The 17825-nt window shown below is 42.0% G+C and carries 14 protein-coding genes; 11 read left to right on the top strand and 3 right to left on the bottom strand.

Annotated features, from left to right (window positions below; translation table 11 throughout):
- Positions 1-103 precede the first annotated feature (103 nt).
- From VP97_RS14705 to VP97_RS14745, 10 genes are all read left to right on the top strand, one after another.
- The gene (locus VP97_RS14705; protein WP_050182666.1) at positions 104-853 is read left to right on the top strand and encodes a PadR family transcriptional regulator; all 750 of its coding nucleotides are present in this window, start codon (positions 104-106) and stop codon (positions 851-853) included.
- Positions 850-2604 (top strand): ABC transporter ATP-binding protein, encoded by a 1755-nt coding sequence (locus tag VP97_RS14710; protein ID WP_050182667.1) that lies wholly within the window; start codon positions 850-852, stop codon positions 2602-2604. The genes VP97_RS14705 and VP97_RS14710 overlap by 4 nt, the downstream gene beginning before the upstream one ends.
- Before the next feature lie 10 nt (positions 2605-2614).
- Positions 2615-4408 carry an ABC transporter ATP-binding protein gene (locus VP97_RS14715; RefSeq protein ID WP_050182700.1) on the top strand — a complete coding sequence of 598 codons (1794 nt, stop codon included), beginning with the start codon at positions 2615-2617 and terminating at the stop codon, positions 4406-4408.
- A 972-nt stretch (positions 4409-5380) separates the two neighbouring features.
- On the top strand, positions 5381-6352 hold the full coding sequence (locus VP97_RS14720) for a sugar phosphate isomerase/epimerase family protein (protein WP_050182701.1): 972 nt from the start codon (positions 5381-5383) through the stop codon (positions 6350-6352).
- A 64-nt stretch (positions 6353-6416) separates the two neighbouring features.
- The gene (locus VP97_RS14725) at positions 6417-7619 is read left to right on the top strand and encodes a Gfo/Idh/MocA family protein (protein ID WP_050182668.1); all 1203 of its coding nucleotides are present in this window, start codon (positions 6417-6419) and stop codon (positions 7617-7619) included.
- 510 nt (positions 7620-8129) lie between these two features.
- Positions 8130-8252 (top strand): hypothetical protein, encoded by a 123-nt coding sequence (locus tag VP97_RS24760; RefSeq protein ID WP_281175104.1) that lies wholly within the window; start codon positions 8130-8132, stop codon positions 8250-8252.
- Between the two features lie 64 nt (positions 8253-8316).
- Positions 8317-9729, top strand: coding sequence for a sugar porter family MFS transporter (locus VP97_RS14730; protein ID WP_050182669.1), 1413 nt, complete (start codon positions 8317-8319; stop codon positions 9727-9729).
- Between the two features lie 116 nt (positions 9730-9845).
- Positions 9846-10709 carry an AraC family transcriptional regulator gene (locus tag VP97_RS14735; protein ID WP_050182670.1) on the top strand — a complete coding sequence of 288 codons (864 nt, stop codon included), beginning with the start codon at positions 9846-9848 and terminating at the stop codon, positions 10707-10709.
- A 413-nt stretch (positions 10710-11122) separates the two neighbouring features.
- Positions 11123-11545 carry a MaoC family dehydratase gene (locus tag VP97_RS14740; RefSeq protein ID WP_050182671.1) on the top strand — a complete coding sequence of 141 codons (423 nt, stop codon included), beginning with the start codon at positions 11123-11125 and terminating at the stop codon, positions 11543-11545.
- 887 nt (positions 11546-12432) lie between these two features.
- The gene (locus VP97_RS14745) at positions 12433-12684 is read left to right on the top strand and encodes a hypothetical protein (protein ID WP_050182672.1); all 252 of its coding nucleotides are present in this window, start codon (positions 12433-12435) and stop codon (positions 12682-12684) included.
- Positions 12685-12796: 112 nt separating this feature from the next.
- Here VP97_RS14745 and VP97_RS14750 read toward each other — a convergent pair whose 3' ends face one another.
- The 3 genes from VP97_RS14750 to VP97_RS14760 form a co-directional block, all read right to left on the bottom strand.
- The gene (locus VP97_RS14750; protein WP_050182673.1) at positions 12797-13375 is read right to left on the bottom strand and encodes an RsfA family transcriptional regulator; all 579 of its coding nucleotides are present in this window, start codon (positions 13373-13375) and stop codon (positions 12797-12799) included.
- 174 nt (positions 13376-13549) lie between these two features.
- Positions 13550-14383, bottom strand: a complete 834-nt coding sequence (locus tag VP97_RS14755; RefSeq protein WP_050182674.1) for a TIGR03943 family putative permease subunit — start codon at positions 14381-14383, stop codon at positions 13550-13552.
- Positions 14384-14398: 15 nt separating this feature from the next.
- Positions 14399-15403 (bottom strand): permease, encoded by a 1005-nt coding sequence (locus VP97_RS14760; RefSeq protein ID WP_050182675.1) that lies wholly within the window; start codon positions 15401-15403, stop codon positions 14399-14401.
- Between the two features lie 472 nt (positions 15404-15875).
- Between VP97_RS14760 and VP97_RS14765 the strand changes: the two genes are divergently transcribed.
- Positions 15876-17816: an endonuclease MutS2 gene (locus tag VP97_RS14765; RefSeq protein WP_050182676.1), complete on the top strand. Its 1941-nt coding sequence runs from the start codon at positions 15876-15878 to the stop codon at positions 17814-17816.
- The last annotated feature ends 9 nt before the right edge of the window (positions 17817-17825 follow it).

Raw genomic sequence — 17825 nt, forward strand, 5'->3', positions numbered from 1 at the left:
TTTCTGAGCGATCATATGTCGGAAAAGTAATTCGCTATACTTCTTGCAACACATCGTTATATCGATTAAAATTTATCGTAATAGTTAGATAGGAGGATGTTACATGTCGGATTTTAAAAAGCAGGATATTGTGACGGTTCTTACGTATATCAGCCGCAAGGAAACAGACAGAGAAGAAGTATTGCAGCAGTTAAGCCAGGAAGTATTATATGCTGACGACATTGTCGATTATTTACTGGAGGAAGAACTGATTGCAAACAGAGAAGGGACATTTTCTATTACAAAAAAAGGCTTAAAAAAAGCACGTTGCTTTTACGAAAAGCCGCTTCATGTAAAGGAAAAAACGAAGTCCCAAAAACGAAGAGGGCTGATTCAAGCCGCAATGCTTCAACTGCTTAAGGAACAGCCCAGACATGGCTATGAAGTGATGAAGCTGTTGGAAAAGCGAAGCGAAGGGGTTTATTCGCCGAGTGCTGGAACCGTTTATCCTGCTTTACAGGATTTGTGTGAAAAAGGGCTAATTTCCATCGACGAGCAAAAAGATAAAAAAGTATACACGCTAACCGAGGCCGGTTTAACATTTCTTGCACAGATGATCCATGATGAAGACGAAGTATTTTGGGAGGAATGGCGTCTCCGTTTGTTATGGAAACAGTCAAAGGAAGCGGTGCTTATCCGAGAAGAAATGGAAAAATTCCAATTGGAGTTTCAACACGCTATGAAAAGCGTACTGCACAATCCTTCCCTTGCGCCGGAGCTTGCGGAAATGATTAAAAGCGGAAAAGAAAATTTAATTCATTGGTCTCAAACAAAAGCAAAAAAACAAAGTGAGCGGCAAGGGGACAGCAAATGAAATCAATTCAAAACCTGCTAGCTTATACAAAACCGTACAAGTTTTTTATGATGCTGGCCCCGTTGCTGATGGCGCTAGAGGTCACCATGGATCTTCTGCAGCCTTTTATGATGCAAAAAATTATTGACAGCGGAATTGCAAATAATGACATGTCTTATGTGATGAAAATAGGCTTACTGATGGCTGGCGCCGCGGTTGTCGGGCTGGCCTGCGGGGCAGGGTGCACCATTTACAGCACCCGTGCATCAGTAAATACTGCTACTGATATTAGGCGGGATGTTTACAAGCAAATCGGGCAATTTTCAAATGAAAACTATCACGAAGTGGGCACAGGAAAATTGCTTACTATCGTGACAAGTGATATTTCGCTGCTGCAATCCGCTATCATGATGACACTTCGCAGCTTTGTGAGAGGTCCGCTTCTTTTTATTGGAAGCAGTGTAATCGTCTTTTTTCAGGCGCCAGAGCTTTTTCCAATTTTACTGGTTTTAATTCCTATTCTTTTATTTTTTATTATTTTTCTTTCAAGAAAAGCCGGAGGCTGGTTCAGGAAAGTGCAAGATGGAATTGACCAGCTTAATACCAAACTCCAGGAAAGCATTACAGGCATACGGGTAGTTAAAGCATTTGTACGCCGGGATTATGAAGTTAGCTTGTTCCAACAAGTAAATCATTCACTAATGAAAACGACCATAACGGCCGAACAAATCATTACTGTTATGATGCCCGCTTCTATGTTTGTAATCAATGCTGGCGTGGTGATCTCGCTTTTAATGGGTGTTATCGAGGTAAACGGAGACACTGTACAAGTGGGAGTGATTCTTGCTTTTATCAACTATTTAAATATTATTTTAATGGCGTTAACATCAAGCAGTATGGTCATTATGCAATTGATGCGGGCGTTTCCATCAGCCGGTCGGATTCAGCAGGTATTGGAAACAGAAAACCACATTCAAACGATGGAGCATCAAGAAAGCACGTCAGGCGTAAAAAAATCGATCGAGTTTCGGGATGTTTCTTTTTCCTACAGCCAGAATGGGGAACAGGTTTTGAAAAACATTTCGTTTACCGCTTTAAAGGGAGAAAAGATCGGTATCATCGGCCCAACTGGAAGCGGGAAAACTACATTAGGAAAGCTGCTGCCAAGGCTCTATGATGCGGATCAAGGTGACATTCTCTTCGACGGCATTCATATCAAGAACCTGAAGCTGGACTCACTTCGTGCATCAATTGGCTATGTTACGCAAAAGCCGATATTATTTTCCGGAAGCATTGAACGCAATCTTCACTTCGGTAATCCTTCCGCCGGTGACAAAGAGCTTGCTGAGGCGTCCCGACAGGCATGTGCAGCGGAGTTTATTGAGAGATTCGAAAATCGATTTGGCCACCGGTTAACGCAGGGCGCGTCCAATTTGTCAGGCGGGCAAAAGCAGCGGTTAGCCCTTGCCAGAGCTTTTGTCAGAAAGCCGTCCATTCTGGTTCTGGATGATGCCTCCTCTGCACTTGATGCCGGTTCAGAAGCAATTGTTCTCGAGGCATTAAAATCGGACTTCAAAGAAACAACAACATTTGTGATTGCGTCGAAGATTTCATCGATTATCGATGCCGACCGAATTCTGGTGATGGATGATGGAAAGATAGCTGGCTGCGGAACCCACAGCGAACTGCTGGAAAGCTGTCCGCTTTATCAGGAGATCTATTCAACACAAGTAAAGAAAGGAGGGGCAGCCGTTGACTCAGCAAGCAAATAGCGTAGCAAAAATGCAGCAATCAACAGGCGGGGGAGGATTAAAGGGAAGAATAACCGAACCAGCCGTCAAAACAAAAGACCCAAAAGGCACCTCGCGCCGCGTGTGGAACTATATGGAAAAACAGAAAGTCGGTTTATTGTTATCAATTGTACTTGTCATTTTTTCCTCTCTTTTGAGCTTATTAGGTCCCTATTATATTGGTGTGATAATTGATCATTATATTATTCCGAAAAACGTATCCGGCACGATAAAAATGGCCGGGCTGCTATTTGGGATTTATGGAGCCGCTTCTCTTTTTATCTGGCTGCAGGCTTTTATTATGGTGAATGTATCGCTGAAAACGATTGGTACCCTTCGTGAGGATTTATTTGAAAAGCTTCAAACGCTTTCACTGCGTTTTTTCGACCGTCATAAACACGGAGACTTAATGAGCCGGTTCACAAATGACATTGACAGTCTCCATCAAGCATTGAGCCAAAGTGTTATTCAGATTATTTCAGCCATCTTAACTGTTACAGGTGTTGCAATCGCCATGTTTTCACTGAATTGGGTGCTGGCAATTGTATCCTTTGCGACAATTCCATTCATGATATTCGCCACAAGAAAAATAGTCGGCGTAAGCCGTAAAAACTTTTCAAGCCGGCAAAAGGATTTAGGAGAATTAAATGGATTTATTGAAGAATCGATTAGCGGCGGTGAAGTGGTCACGTTATTTGGCAGAGAAAAAGAAATGTTTGCAGAATTTGACGTGATTAATGAACGGCTGCGTCATTCGGCGATGCGCGCAGATATGTTTTCCGGTTATCTGGGACCGGTAAATAACTTTTTAAGCAATATTGGATTGGGCTTAGTCGTTGTAATAGGAGCCGTACTGGTGCTAAAGGACATAACTACAGTAGGGATCATTGCTTCATTTGTTACGTATTCCAGGCAGTTTTCAAGGCCAATTAATCAGCTTTCCACTTTATTTAATTCTATTCAGGCCGCACTTGCTGGAGCAGAACGTGTATTTGAAACGATGGATGAGGTGCCTGACTTGCAAGATAAAAAGGATGCCGCTGCTGTGGGCAAGTTTCGAGGAGACGTCGAGTTCATCGATGTGCATTTTGGTTACAGCGAAGAGAAAAGGGTTTTGAAAAATCTTCATTTTAAAGCAAAGGCCGGTGAAATGATTGCCCTTGTTGGCCCGACAGGCTCCGGAAAAACGACCATGATCAATTTACTAATGCGCTTTTATAATGTGAGTTCAGGAAAAATCCTGATTGACGGCAAGGATCTTCAGGATTATAAAATAAAAGATCTGCGTCAAAGAATTGGCATCGTTCTACAGGATCCATATTTATTTTCCGGAACTGTAATGGAAAACATTCGCTACGGAAGGCTGAATGCAACAGATGAAGAAGTGATTGAGGCAGCCAAAACCGCGTCCGCTCACGGTTTTATTAAGCATTTGCCGGACCAGTACCATACGATGATTACTTCCACAGGAGCCAACTTAAGCCAGGGGCAAAAACAGCTTCTTTCCATTGCAAGAGCGATTCTCGCCGATGCTGACATTTTAATTCTGGATGAAGCAACAGCGAACATTGATACACGGACAGAAGTGGAAATTCAAAAAGGGCTGCGCAACCTGACCAAAGAAAAAACAAGCTTTGTAATTGCCCATCGGCTAAAGACGATCGAAGAAGCTGACCGCATCCTGGTAATGAAAAATGGAGAATTAATTGAGCAAGGGAGCCATAATGAATTACTGAGCCGGCGAGGATTTTATTATGGGCTTTACGCGAAGCAGCTTCGAATCTAGCAGAAGTCAGCTTTTTGGAAACCTCTCGTTGGGAAAAGTACTCGTAATGTATTCTGCTTTATCATAGCAATAGCTCTAGACTTAATGGCCTTAAGATAGTAAACATCTGGTAATTTTACAAAGGGGCGATCAAAAACAGTAGCTGAAAAGGGCATTAATCTTAATTGGATTAATGCTCTTTTTTTTCGTCAACCTCGATTGTCAACACGAAATCTGACCGCAGGCCACCTGGGGAACATATAGATGAATTTAATACCAAATACAAATAAACTTCATTAATAGTATAAAAGCTTCTGTTCATACAGAAGCTTCAGTGTGTAGACAAAGTCTGTCTCTTTCAAAAAAGAGCCGATAAGTGAAACCTGCCGGACATCGTGTTCCACGGGCAGTGCGGGAGCCTCATCGGCTGCGCCTGCGGGGGTCTCCCGACTCACTGTACTTCCCGCAGGAGTCTTCGTCCGGCAGGCTTCACTAAGTGGTATTGAAGACCAATGAACATGAATTGAATAAACATTTTCTCTTTTTTAAAAAGAAAGATACGACCTTATTCGCTCTATCCCATTCATGTGCACGGTTATCAATCATTTGTCTATTGTCTGAGGCTTTTGTTTTATGGAGTACATACCCTTTAAGTCAATAACCCTGCTTAAAAAAGTGTTTTAATAAAATGTCCTAAAAGTACAACTAAAAGACCTGATAATACAAAGACGTCCTCTCTTTCTTGTCCTATAATTATGGACATAAGCAATGAAGATTTCTTTTTTCTTAATAAATGACAACGATTTCATTGTCCGATTTATTAAGAAAGATCCAGCTTTAAAAGAGAAAGATTAAAACTTAGTGAAATTATTTTCGCGTGGTAGAAGACTTGAAAAGTTAAAACGATTCGATTTTGGCTTGTCCTCTATTTACAAAGGTTATTCTTTTTATTTGAGCTGGTTTTACTACATGTACAGGAGGAAACGGATCATGATGAAAACAGGCTTAGTAACAGATATTTTGGGATACATGCCTTTCGAGGAAATGCTCGACACCTGTGTGGAGTTGGGGATTGAATCGCTGGAACTCGGATGCGGCAACTGGTCAAAGGCACCCCATGTTCAGATTGACGAGTTATTAGAAAGCGTTATCAAACGGGAGCAGTTTATGGACGCGATTAACAAACGCGGCCTTAGTATTGCCGCGCTGAACTGCTCGGGCAACCAGCTGAACCCGTCAGAAGAAGGAGCACTACATAAAGCGGGCGTTGAAAAAACATTCCAGCTTGCCGGGCTTTTAGGGGTGGAAACCGTGGTGATGATGTCCGGATGCCCGGGCGGAGGGCCGAATGACGAAACACCAAACTGGATTACGCACCCGATCCTGCCGCAGCATTTTGACATGCTGAAGTGGCAGTGGAATGAAGTAGCGTTTCCTTACTGGGAAAAAGCGGTGAAATCAGCGAAAGAGTTCGGTGTTCAGAAAATTGCCATTGAAAACCTTGGTTACAATCTTGTTCATAATGCAGAAACCTTATTGAAACTGCGCAGCGAAGTGGGTGACATGGTTGGCATCAACCTTGACCCGAGCCACTTATTCTGGATGGGTGGCGACCCGATTGCGGCGGCACGGACGCTTGGAGAAGCTATCTATCATGTTCATGCGAAGGATGTACGGCTGGAGCGCGGGATTGTAGATGCACAGGGGCTGATTGATGTGAAGCCGATGGAAAGCTTTGCGACTCGCTCCTGGAACTACGTGGCCCTTGGCTACGGTCATGACACGGCATATTGGAAAGAATTCTTTACGGTTGTGAAGATGTCTGGCTACGAAGGTCCGGTTGTGCTAGAAATGGAAGATTTAACGATGGAGCCGCTGACAGGCGTGAAAAAATCGATGGACGTGCTAAAAGAAACACTGCCAAGAGACTTCGCAGCAAAAACAGATACAGTTACTATTGGTTGATGAAGAGAAATCTAAGCAACGGAACAATGTAATCAATTTTAAAAAATGGAGAGGAGTTTTGAGTATGTTGAACGGTGAAAAGAAGATCGCAAGTCCACTGCGCTGGGGAATGGTTGGAGGAGGACGTCTTGGGCAGGTCGGCTACAAGCACCGTATTGGCGCCCTTCGTGATAATACCGCTTTTCAATTAGTAGCGGGAGCTTTTGATATTGATCCGGAACGAGGAAAGGATTTTGGCATAAATCTAGGTGTAGAAGAAAACCGCTGTTATCCAGATTATCGTACGATGTTTACGGAAGAAGCGAAAAGAGAAGACGGCCTAGAAGTCGTATCGATTGCCACACCAAACGGCACACATTATGAGATTACAAAAGCGGCGCTTGAAGCAGGTCTTCATGTAATCTGCGAAAAACCGTTATTTTTCACATCCGTAGAAGGAGAAGAAATCAAGCAGCTTGCTGAACAACAAGGCAAAATCGTCGGCGTTACATACGGATTCTCCGGCAACCAGCTGCTGCTTCAAATGCGTGCGATGATCGAGCAGGGCAAAATCGGCGACATCCGCATAGTAGAGCTGCAGTACACGCACGGCTTTAGCGCGACAGACGAAGCGGATAAATTCAGCGACGCACAAAAGTGGCGGGTAGACCCGAAGATTGCCGGACCGACCTTTGTTCTAGGCGACCTTTCGACCCACACATATTACATGTCCAAGCTTATCATGCCAAACATGAAGATTAAAAAGCTGCTTTGCGACCGCCAGAGCTTTATCAGCAGCCGGGCGCCGCTGGAAGACAATGCTTACGTCATGATGCATTATGAAAACGGGGCGGTAGGCAGACTATGGACATCTTCTGTCGATGCAGGCTGCATGGACGGGCACCGTATCCGCATTGTCGGCTCAAAAGCAAGCCTGGAGTGGTGGGATAGCAAGCCGAATGAGCTTCGCTATGAGGTGCAGGGTGAACCGATTCAAACATTGATCCGTGCAATGCCTTACCTCGACGAAAGCTGTAATGCCGATGAGCGCCTTGGCGCTTTGCATATGGAGGGGCTGTCTGAGTCGTGGGCCAATATATACCTTAAGTTTGCGATCGCTATGGATGCGAAGAATCGTGGCGATGAAGAAACATTAAAAAATCTAGTTTATCCAGATATTGATGCTGGAATCGACGGCATCCGCTGGATTGAAAACTGTGTCCGTTCTGCCGAAAATGATTCTACATGGGTTGATTATGCTGACCAGCCGGCTTTACATGTTAATTAAGCTCAAAAGTAAGCCGGTTCAAATACTAGCTTGATCATGATTATATGAAGAAAAAGATAAGGTTTTTTATCTGTTCATTATTTTGTTTATGTGCTACCTGTCCTTAAATTACACAAATTTGTTTTTTCAGGATAAATACTTTATAAGCATTCTTTTCTATAGTTAAAGCAGCTAAAAACGTAACCCTTTTGAAAAAGAATAAGGACACTGGATTAAGAGAGAATATCTTTTAAAAAGTGTTCTTATTTTTAAAAGATAATGAAATCGTTTTCAATAAGCTGTTGCTTTTCAGTCAGTGGTCAGCTTCTTGTTTATTTACTTCCATATTCATGCCAGGGATGTACGTTTGAAGCGCGAGATTGTGGATGGGCAGGGGCTGATTGAAGCAAAGCCAATGGAAAGCTTTACGGCTCATCCCTGAAACTACGTAACTCTTATGTACGGTCATGACATGGTATATTGGAAAAATTTATTATAGTTATGGAAATGTATGGATGCGAAGGCCTGGTTGTGCTGAAAATGAAAGATTTAACGATGGAATCGCTGACTGGCGTGGAAAAATGGATAGATGTACTGGAAGAAAGACTGCCGAGAGACTTCACAACAAAAGCAGACGTAGTAGTTGTGAATTAAGAGAAAGGCAAAAATAGATAAATACAGGCAAGTGAGAGCACAACACTTTAAGGGAGAGATATAGATGAGTAAACAGAACAATCAAAAATCGTTTTTAACTACTATCATAGTTATTTCGACGTTTGGCGGGCTTCTCTTCGGATATGACACAGGAGTTATCAATGGTGCTTTGCCTTTTATGTCTGAAGCGCTTGGACTTACTTCCTTTACAGAAGGTCTTGTAGCAAGCTCTCTGCTTTTGGGTGCTGCATTAGGTGCTGTTGTTGGCGGCAGACTGTCTGACTACAACGGACGCCGAAAAAATATTCTGTACCTGGCCGTTTTCTTCTTCATTGGCGCTCTCGGATGCACGCTTGCTCCTAATGTCACAGCAATGGTTATCTTTCGCTTCTTATTAGGACTTGCGGTTGGCGGTGCATCGGTAACGGTTCCGACTTATTTGGCGGAAATCTCTCCAGCAGAAAGCCGGGGACGAATGGTGACGCAAAATGAATTGATGATCGTTGGCGGTCAGCTGTTGGCTTTTGTTTGTAATGCAATCTTAGGTAACGTGATGTCTGACAATGTACACGTTTGGCGTTATATGCTTGCTATTGCGGCATTGCCGGCTGTTTTCTTATTCATTGGGATGATCAAAATGCCAGAGAGCCCGCGCTGGCTCCTTTCAAGAGGTAAAGATGATGAAGCTCTGGCGGTTCTTCGGAAAATACGTACAGAAGAACAGGCACAAATGGAGTTTAATAAAATTAAGGACACAGTTTTAGATGAATCGAAAGTCAAACAAGCGGCTCTTCAGGATTTAGCTGTTCCATGGATACGACGTATTGTCTTCCTTGGAATTGGTATTGCGGTTGTACAGCAAATTACTGGCGTTAACTCGATCATGTATTATGGAACTGAAATCTTAAAAGATGCAGGCTTTCAAACAGAAGCTGCTTTAATAGCCAACATTGCCAACGGTTTAATTTCGGTGATTGCTGTTTGTGTCGGGATTGTGCTTCTCGGCAAAGTACGGCGCAGACCCATGCTTCTAACTGGACTTGCTGGTACTACTTCTTCATTATTGCTAATTGGGATTTTTTCCAATGTGCTCGAAGGAAGCAGCGCACTTCCCTATGTTGTTCTTTCTTTGACTGTTACTTTTCTTGCGTTTATGCAGGGAGCTGTTGCCCCTGTTACATGGCTTATGCTGGCCGAAATATTCCCGTTGCGTCTGAGAGGCATGGGAATGGGGCTTAGTGTATTCTGTTTATGGATTGCCAATTTCTTTATTGGACTGACGTTTCCAGTGCTGCTCGAAAGTATTGGCTTATCAACGACTTTCTTTTTCTTTACAGCTCTGGGTATTGCCGCTATCGCATTTGTGAAGAGATTCTTACCTGAAACAAAAGACCGGACACTGGAAGAGTTAGAGTTTTCCTTTCGTAGTTATAGCAATAAACAAATCCAAAAAAACTCCTCTACAAAAGTCCTTTAATGATATGCTTATTTATATAATGCGGACGTGATCCGTTTCATATAAATAACGCCTTGTTTTTTTTTCAGAATATCACATTTTGGTTAGAAGTCTGTTTGGTAAGGGAGTTTTGCGTGATGAATCTAGGTGCTGCCATTCGATCCTTGCAGCGTGGAGCTAATCTTTGTGTTGGAAAGAACCTGTCTATCCGTATTCACTATTGGGGAGCTCAAAGAAAGCATGTGGATACTCCTCTTCATAAACATTCATTTTTTGAAATTTGTTATGTAGTAGACGGGAAAGGCTTCTACTCGGAAAATGATCAGGAGTTTCTTCTCGAAAAAGGAACGTTTTTTTGTTCTCGCCCCAATCGGCTTCATAAAATCTATGAAGGGAATAATTTATATCTTTTGTGGGTCGCCTTCGAAATAGAAAAAGAGAACACATCAAGAGAACAGCAGTTATTGTTTGAGGAGTTAGCAAATGAACAAAACGTTTATCTTCCTGATTCCGAAAATGAACCAACAGCTCTTTTATGGATGACATTAATGAAGCATGCCGAGCAGCTGTCTTCATCTGATATTTTAAAAACACTCAGTTTATCCTTGATTTTATCGTTACAAGCGTTGTTCTGTGGAGTAAGTGAGAACCAAAAGCCCCAGCCTTCTTATGATAATGGCGAGAAGATGATTGAGAAAGTGCAAAGATTTATCAAAGACAACCTGGCTCAGCCGCTTCCTTTAAGCGAGGTGGCCCGCTTTTTTCATATTTCTCCCCGGCATTTATCTCGTTTATTCAGTGATACAATGGGTATTCCGTATAGCTCCTATGTACGGCAGGAAAGAGTGCGAGTAGCTGCCCAAAAAATTAGATCTACAAATGATTCCATACAATCTATTGCTCACATCTGCGGCTTTACTTCTGTCCATTATTTTTGTCGGGTGTTTTTACAGGAAACCAGCATAACACCTGCTGAATACAGGAGAAGAAATCAAGTGTAGGCAAACAGGGTGACTTGTTTTTACATTTACTAACGTTGAATGAAGAAAGATAGTGCACCTCTCCACCTAAATCAAATGTTTTGATGGAGAGGTGCATTTGTTTGGATAAAAATCCCTGAATACAGTCGTGTTCGAGAGTGCTGCATAAATTTCACCGAATTATAAGGAACTGTTTAAAAGCAGCTTTACCTGTCCCAGTGTGTTGAATACAGCGGTTCAGCTGGATGGAGGGGTGTCGAAGGAGAATGGGATGGAGGTAAAAGATATTAAATTCTTTAGCAAATTGAGTACGGAATTGTTTTCATCGTTCTCAACTTGGTTTAAAAGTTCATATTTTTATCTTTAAAAATACTGCTTTTTAATGCTAATGTAGTATAAACAAATATAAAGATTTCTAATCACGGGGTGTATATATGAAGTTTGGTGATTTTGCAATAGGACAGGTGTTTAAAACAAAGTCTTTCAAAGTAACAAAAAATGATATTATGAGATTTGCAGGAGAATTTGACCCTCAATATATGCATCTGGATGAGGAAAAAGCGAAGCAGGGGAGATTTAACGGAATTATTGCTTCGGGAATACATACCATAAGCATTTCATTTAAACTTTGGATTGAAGAAGGGATCTACGGTGATGATGTTATTGCTGGAACCCAAATGAATAATATTAAATTTATCAAACCCGTGTATCCTGGTGATGAATTGAATACCATTGTTGAAGTTATCGATAAGAAGGAGAAAACAGAAACGGGAATCATTACGGTATTATTGTCTACTTACAATGATAAAAAAGAAAAAGTATTTGAAGGTGACTTGTCCGTGTTGGTTAAGCAGTAAAGAGTTGCGGTAATATCATCCGCTAGAAAAGCATCAAACCTTATTTAATAAGGATTTGATGTTTTTTTATTTTCTCCGCCTGGCTGCCTTTATGGAAGAAGAATAGCCAGGCCTTTTTATGATTTTACGTCGAATCCTTTATGGAACGATTCTACTCCGTTGATCGAATAAGAAAAATTGTGTCCACATGTGCAGTTAATTAAATTGAAAAAGAGTAAATGCCTCTGACGGGATTCGAACCCGCACTCCTTTCGTAAGCATAGGCTAGGGGAGAACACGCTTCCCTACGGATTTTCACCGGCAGGAATTGCACCTGCCTCAGCTAGTTTGCTTTTCGGTGCTTCTGAAACCCTCGCCTTGCGACCCGGTGGCTACATTGTTTTCCGGCGCTCTTCCCTTCTAGAGCTACAGAGGCATAATTATTTAAAACGCGTGCTAAAAGCGAGTCGGCCTTTTAATCAATGTAAGGCTCTTAAAATTCTTTTCGTCCTGGTGTCCCCAGCCATCAAGCGATAAATAGGATATCACCTTCATGTGGAATAAACGTGTATCCCTCGAAGACTAGGGAAATGTACCTTTATCCGACAAAATTAAAGTAATATAATTCTTCTTTCATCTACTCATCTTTAAATAATGATACGGAAACAAACCCGATAGAGTTTCGTTTTTCTTAAGCTGATAGCATTCAGGCTGGATAAAAAATGTGCCTTCCTTGATCGATTTGGCAGAGTTGATTCTTAACAGACTTTTCATTTTGTTTCTTTAATACGAAGGCTTTTTTTCTCAATCGAGAAGTTTACTTTTAATTAGCGAAAAGTTCTACGCGGGAAAGGGATCTTTTGGTATAATGAAATCTTGAGTGCAAGAGAGAAAGAGGGAAAAAAGACGTGGGGCATACGTATAAAAAACCGCTTTATCGACTAAAGCGTTCATTTTTAGATTCTGTTGTAAGTGAAGGGCTGATTGAGCTGACGGTTGAGGACCATTTAAATGAACCCGAGTTTCATATCCAGCTACCGCGTTCATTTAAAAGAAAAAAGATGATTCTGCAAAAAGAGCAGATTCATCCGCATATGAGCGTAATGGTTAAAACATTGATTGATAAAACGTCTTTTTCTGCTGAGGAAGCTGGACAGTAAAACCGATTTTATCAAAATACTAAAAAACGGCTGAATGATTTCAGCGCCTGACAAGCACATGACCCGTCATACAGGTCATGTGCTTGTTTTCTTGAAGAAGGGCAGCTGTCTTTTATTCGGCGACTTTTTCTAGATTGCCATTTCGCTCCATCTTGAATTTAACAGCAGGGGGGGATTCCTCTGAAAATACCACAAGCTTGCGAGCACGCTCCATAATCTGCATAAGAGACTCATAATCTTCCTGCATCGCATTATACACATCTTTTAATTGATTTAACTCGGATGTAACCGTTTCAAGCTCAGCTTTCAGGCGCTTGTTTTCTTCCTGAAGTGATGCAGCATTTTCCTCTGATGTCATCGTTGATAAGTATTGAATAACATCTGCCATCGTCATATAGCTGTCTGATGGATTAGAAGAAAGAGAGTCGCCTTCTGGTTTAGCTGAAGCCCTTTTGCTTTGCGCACGCAGCCGCTGCTTTCTTTCTTTCTTAGCTGTTTCCATCGCTTGAATATAATGCTGGCGAACAACTGCATTCCACCGAAATCCGCATGCTGCACCCGTGCGGTTTAATACTTCTCCTACTTCCTCAAAAGCTTTTAGTTGTGTACTGCCTTCTCTTACATGCTTCAATACTGTATTTGCTAGGAAAAGATCGTTATCTTTTGACCAGGCATCCTGACGAATATTCAATGTAGGTCACTCCATTTCTTTTTCATAGTTATAATGAAATCTAACTGACTGACGATAGATATAAAGAGTCTTTCCACTTTGGTGTTAGTTTATTCACAAGCAAGGCAAATTATTCTTCGTCAGTGAAATATAAACAAGAAGAGAAGCATTCGCTAGTTTACCACGAAACAATTCTCAGGCTAATTTAATGTAAAGTGGATACACATAAGGTTCTTCTGGTTCTTCTATCGTTTTCCAGGAATTCACTTCTAATACAGGAATTTGAGTCCCGTTATATGAGGTTAGTGAGATGGTTCCTTCTATCTCAAGCCATGTATCCTGCTTGAAGTTTGAGGCTTTGTCAAATTCCACTAGAAAGCCAATCAAGCTGGCATCGGCTACGCAGTGTGTAATAAGAAAACGTGACAAAACAAGCTGGTTTGCCTGGAGGCTGTTCTCTTTAAATATAAAACCGTTCATTTTAATGGTGCGGCCGGCGTACTTTCCGGGATCTGCATTTATTTGTCCGTAGTAAGCTTCAAAGACATCATCTGTTAAATGAATAACGTGTTCACCTTCCAGATTGTTCATTTTCTGATCGTACGCTGCCTGTTGAATTTCTTTTCGGTCTACAGCCATTTCCTCATGTTCACCGGAAAGTGTTTCAGCCTTTGATTGCAGAAGCAGGCCGGCTCCTTTTTGAGCGGCTATAGAAGCGCCAAGTGTCTGGGGCGGCAGTAGAAAGCCGGTAACCAGTGGAAATACTAAAACAGAATAAGAAAAGTAGGGACGCCTGGAATGGTGATGGTCACAGCAGCACACGGATGCACCTTTGTTTTTAGGACTCCATAAGCGGAAAAACTGAACAAATCCGAGAAAGAAAAAAAGATAAGCAGCACATAAGCTGAGCCAAGTGTAAGCAGGATTTACATATTTCAAGATATCCCCACTCGTGTGAAGCTCAAGAAAAAACAATGAAAAGGCAGCCAAAGCGATTGCTTTACATGCCTGCTGAGGATGAAAAACCATAGGCAGCGGCCTCCTTTACAAAAATGATAAAAAGCCTGTACATAAAAAAACAACGGCTGTAATGAAAAAAATTAAGCTGATGACAAATGTAAGGCGGAAGACACTGAGCAGCATCAGGGTATTTTTTAAATCGATCATTGGCCCGTAAATCAAAAAAGCCAAGATTGAGGATGAAGGAAATAAATGACGAAAAGAAGCCCCAATAAATGCGTCTGCTTCTGAACAAAGAGAGAGTATATAAGCGAGTCCCATCATGACAAGAGTGGAGGAGATCCAGCTTTCTCCCATCTGTAAAAGGGACTGGGCTGCAACGTAGGTTTGTACAAATGCTGCGAGAAAAGCACCAATGACTAGATATTTTCCCATATCAAAAAACTCATCAATAGAATGGGTGAGCATGCTCCACATTCTCGCTGTAACAGTTGTTTTAAGCAAGTCGGCTTTGGGTACCGGGTCTACAGCTCGTTCTTTTAATTGATTTTGTTTGAAGAGTAGGCTGATCAAAAACGAAATGAGAAGAGCTGCGAGAAAGCCAGCAGCCATACGCAGGCCAGCTACTTTTATATCCTGCCCAAAAGCGATATACGTTGAAAAAATGACGATTGGATTAATGAGCGGTCCTGTTAACAGAAACCCAACTCCGGCATAAATGGGCACACCTTTGGCGACAAGCCTTCGAACAATAGGCACAATACCACATTCGCAGGCAGGAAAAAAAGCGCCAATGATACAGCTGACCAAAACAGCTGCAAATCGGTTTTGGGGCAACCATTTTTTGATATGCTCCTCTCGAACAAAAATCTGTATAAATCCTGCAATCACAACACCGATTAAAACAAACGGTATGGCTTCTATAAGAATGCTCAGGAAAATCGTATTCATTTGCAGAAAAGAAGAAGGAAGAGATGAAAAAATATCTTTCTTTCCAAAGAAAAACTGTACAAATAAAAACCAAACAATACAAAGAAGGACAGTGAGCATAGTGATAGATAATAAGTGTAAGCGAATAAGCGGAAGCATATACGGCCCCTTTTTAGGATTAAAATAAAAAGCGTTTTGTCCACGGTATATGTATGTATTGAGAAAAGGAATTAGTACGATTTGTCTTCTGATTAAAGAAACAGAATAGAAAGAATATTGACAAATCTCCATCTGTTGCATAAAGTGATTAATGAAAGCCGATTTATTTAAACAAGGAGACTGGCATATGTATCTGGTGATTCTTAACTAATCCAACAATTGGATATTCTGAAAATCGCAAAAAAACGTTATTACAACGTTTATTTGAGCTGCGCTTTTCAGGAATAGTTAAGAACACGTTTCATTACCAGGATCATAAAATAGGAATAGTAGAAAGACTTGTCTTACTAGATGCAGCCTGTCTATGCCTATTTACTGTGGCCGTCATGAACGTTGTTCATGGCGGTTTTTTGCGTATATAAATCGTCCATAACAGTCGTTCAGGCGTCTCCCAAAAAAGGAGGAAAAGAAAATGAATCACCGTTCTTTTGACGCGCTTGGGTACTATAAGATTTTAAGTCACATAGCAGCCTTTGCCCACACTGATTCAGCCAAAAACACCATTCACGCTATGCGTCCGCTTCAGGAGAAAAAACGGATTGAACAGCTGCTGCTTGAAGTAGAAGAAGCCATGCGCATTCTTCAAATCAGCAGCAGCATACCTCTTCACACGCTGGACGACATAGCAAGTATGCTCGACCAGGGAAAGAAGGGGCTGTATATTCGGGCCGACCAATTTGGCCGGGTAATATCGTTTTTAGATCACTGCAGTAAATTAAAGCGGTTTATGAAAAATAAAGTAACTGCAGCACCCGTTGTTAGCAGCTATGCAGCATCGATAGAAGAGATGTCAGAGCTTGAAGCGGATATTTCCGCATGTATTCGTCACGACAGAATAGATGACCATGCTTCTGCTCATTTGGCGTATATCCGGAGGCAGAAATCGATTTTGCTTGATAAGCTACGCGACTATGTTCAAGCACTTGTAAAAGGAAAAAAGTACGGGCCTTATTTACAGGAGCGGGTGGTATCTGAACGAAGTGGCCGGTTTGTGCTGCCAATAAAAAAAGAGCACCGTGCCAGAGTAAAAGGAACCGTACTGGACACATCGGCTTCAGGCTCCACACTTTTTATTGAGCCCATTGAATGCAGTGAAAAACAGGAGGAAATCAGTTATTTTCAGCTGGCAGAAGAAGCGGAAGCAGAGCGCATTTTGTATGAGTTAACGGAGAAAGTGCTGGCTCATGAGCAAGATCTTCACCTCGCCATGGAAGTGATGCATCATTACGATGTTCTTTTTGCCAAAGCAAAGTATAGTGCGAGCATTGAAGCGGTCGTTCCACAGTTAAATGAAGAGGATAGAATTGATTTAAAAGAAGCCCGGCATCCTATGCTTGGAAAGCAGGCTGTTCCGCTGTCCATTCAGTTCGGTGACCGGGAGCATGCTCTTGTCATTACAGGACCCAATACAGGTGGAAAAACCGTTACATTGAAAACAGTCGGGCTTCTGACACTTATGGCTCAATCCGGCCTGCCGATTCCAGCGAAGGAGGGAAGCAGGGTTGCCATCTTTCAGCATGTGTTTGTAGATATAGGGGATGGACAGAGTATAGAAGATAACCTGAGTACCTTTAGTTCAAGGCTCGTATCTATCATTGATATTTTACGTCAAGCGAACAATCATACCCTTGTTTGTATAGATGAGCTGGGTTCAGGGACTGACCCGGGAGAAGGAATGGGCCTGGCTGTTGCAATTTTAGAACAGCTGTATGAAAAGGGAGCAACATTGTTCGCCACCACACATTACAGTGAGATGAAAAGCTTTGCCGATCAAAAAGAGGGATTTTTAAACGGCTCAATGGAGTTTGACCTCGATACATTAAAGCCAACGTATAAGCTGGTGCTGGGAAAAAGCGGCCAGAGCCAGGCATTTGATATTGCGTTAAAGCTTGGTCTGCATCCAGCACTTGTCGAAAAAGCGTATGAAGTGACTTACCAGGAGAAAAAGTCCTTCCATAACCGCTTTGCCGAAGAGAAGCTTCGTTCAGCAGATTATCAAAATCAGGTAACGATTAACCGCTATAAACATACAAAGCCAAGCAGAAATGAAAGAAAAAGAAATCCGGTCCCTTTTTTCACGCAGGGGGACAATGTCGTTCTTAAAGCAACCAATGAAACAGGTATCGTGTTTAAAGGGCCTGATGCGTCCGGACAGTACATCGTACAGGTGAAGGGAGAAAAGCAGTCGATTAGCCATAAGCGGCTAAGTCTGCTGATTTCTGCTGCAGAGCTGTACCCGGCCGATTATGACTTTGATATTATTTTTAAAAGCAAGGAATACCGAAAAATCAAAAAAGATCAATCTCGAAAACACGTCGAAGGTGCGTGGCTTGAGGAAGAGGAAGATGGATGAAGCAATAAG

The sequence above is a fragment of the Domibacillus robiginosus genome (genome assembly GCF_000966195.1).
Classification (GTDB): Bacteria; Bacillota; Bacilli; order Bacillales; family Domibacillaceae; genus Domibacillus; species Domibacillus robiginosus.

Bases quoted from the DNA above. Each gene is read 5' to 3' on its own strand.
- VP97_RS14705 (WP_050182666.1), top strand. From the start codon at position 104: ATGTCGGATTTTAAAAAGCAGGATATTGTGACGGTTCTTACGTATATC.
- VP97_RS14710 (WP_050182667.1), top strand. From the start codon at position 850: ATGAAATCAATTCAAAACCTGCTAGCTTATACAAAACCGTACAAGTTT.
- VP97_RS14735 (WP_050182670.1), top strand. From the start codon at position 9,846: ATGAATCTAGGTGCTGCCATTCGATCCTTGCAGCGTGGAGCTAATCTT.
- VP97_RS14730 (WP_050182669.1), top strand. From the start codon at position 8,317: ATGAGTAAACAGAACAATCAAAAATCGTTTTTAACTACTATCATAGTT.
- VP97_RS14740 (WP_050182671.1), top strand. From the start codon at position 11,123: ATGAAGTTTGGTGATTTTGCAATAGGACAGGTGTTTAAAACAAAGTCT.
- VP97_RS14720 (WP_050182701.1), top strand. From the start codon at position 5,381: ATGAAAACAGGCTTAGTAACAGATATTTTGGGATACATGCCTTTCGAG.
- VP97_RS14765 (WP_050182676.1), top strand. From the start codon at position 15,876: ATGAATCACCGTTCTTTTGACGCGCTTGGGTACTATAAGATTTTAAGT.
- VP97_RS14715 (WP_050182700.1), top strand. From the start codon at position 2,615: ATGCAGCAATCAACAGGCGGGGGAGGATTAAAGGGAAGAATAACCGAA.
- VP97_RS14755 (WP_050182674.1), bottom strand. From the start codon at position 14,383: ATGGTTTTTCATCCTCAGCAGGCATGTAAAGCAATCGCTTTGGCTGCC.
- VP97_RS14725 (WP_050182668.1), top strand. From the start codon at position 6,417: ATGTTGAACGGTGAAAAGAAGATCGCAAGTCCACTGCGCTGGGGAATG.
- VP97_RS14760 (WP_050182675.1), bottom strand. From the start codon at position 15,403: ATGCTTCCGCTTATTCGCTTACACTTATTATCTATCACTATGCTCACT.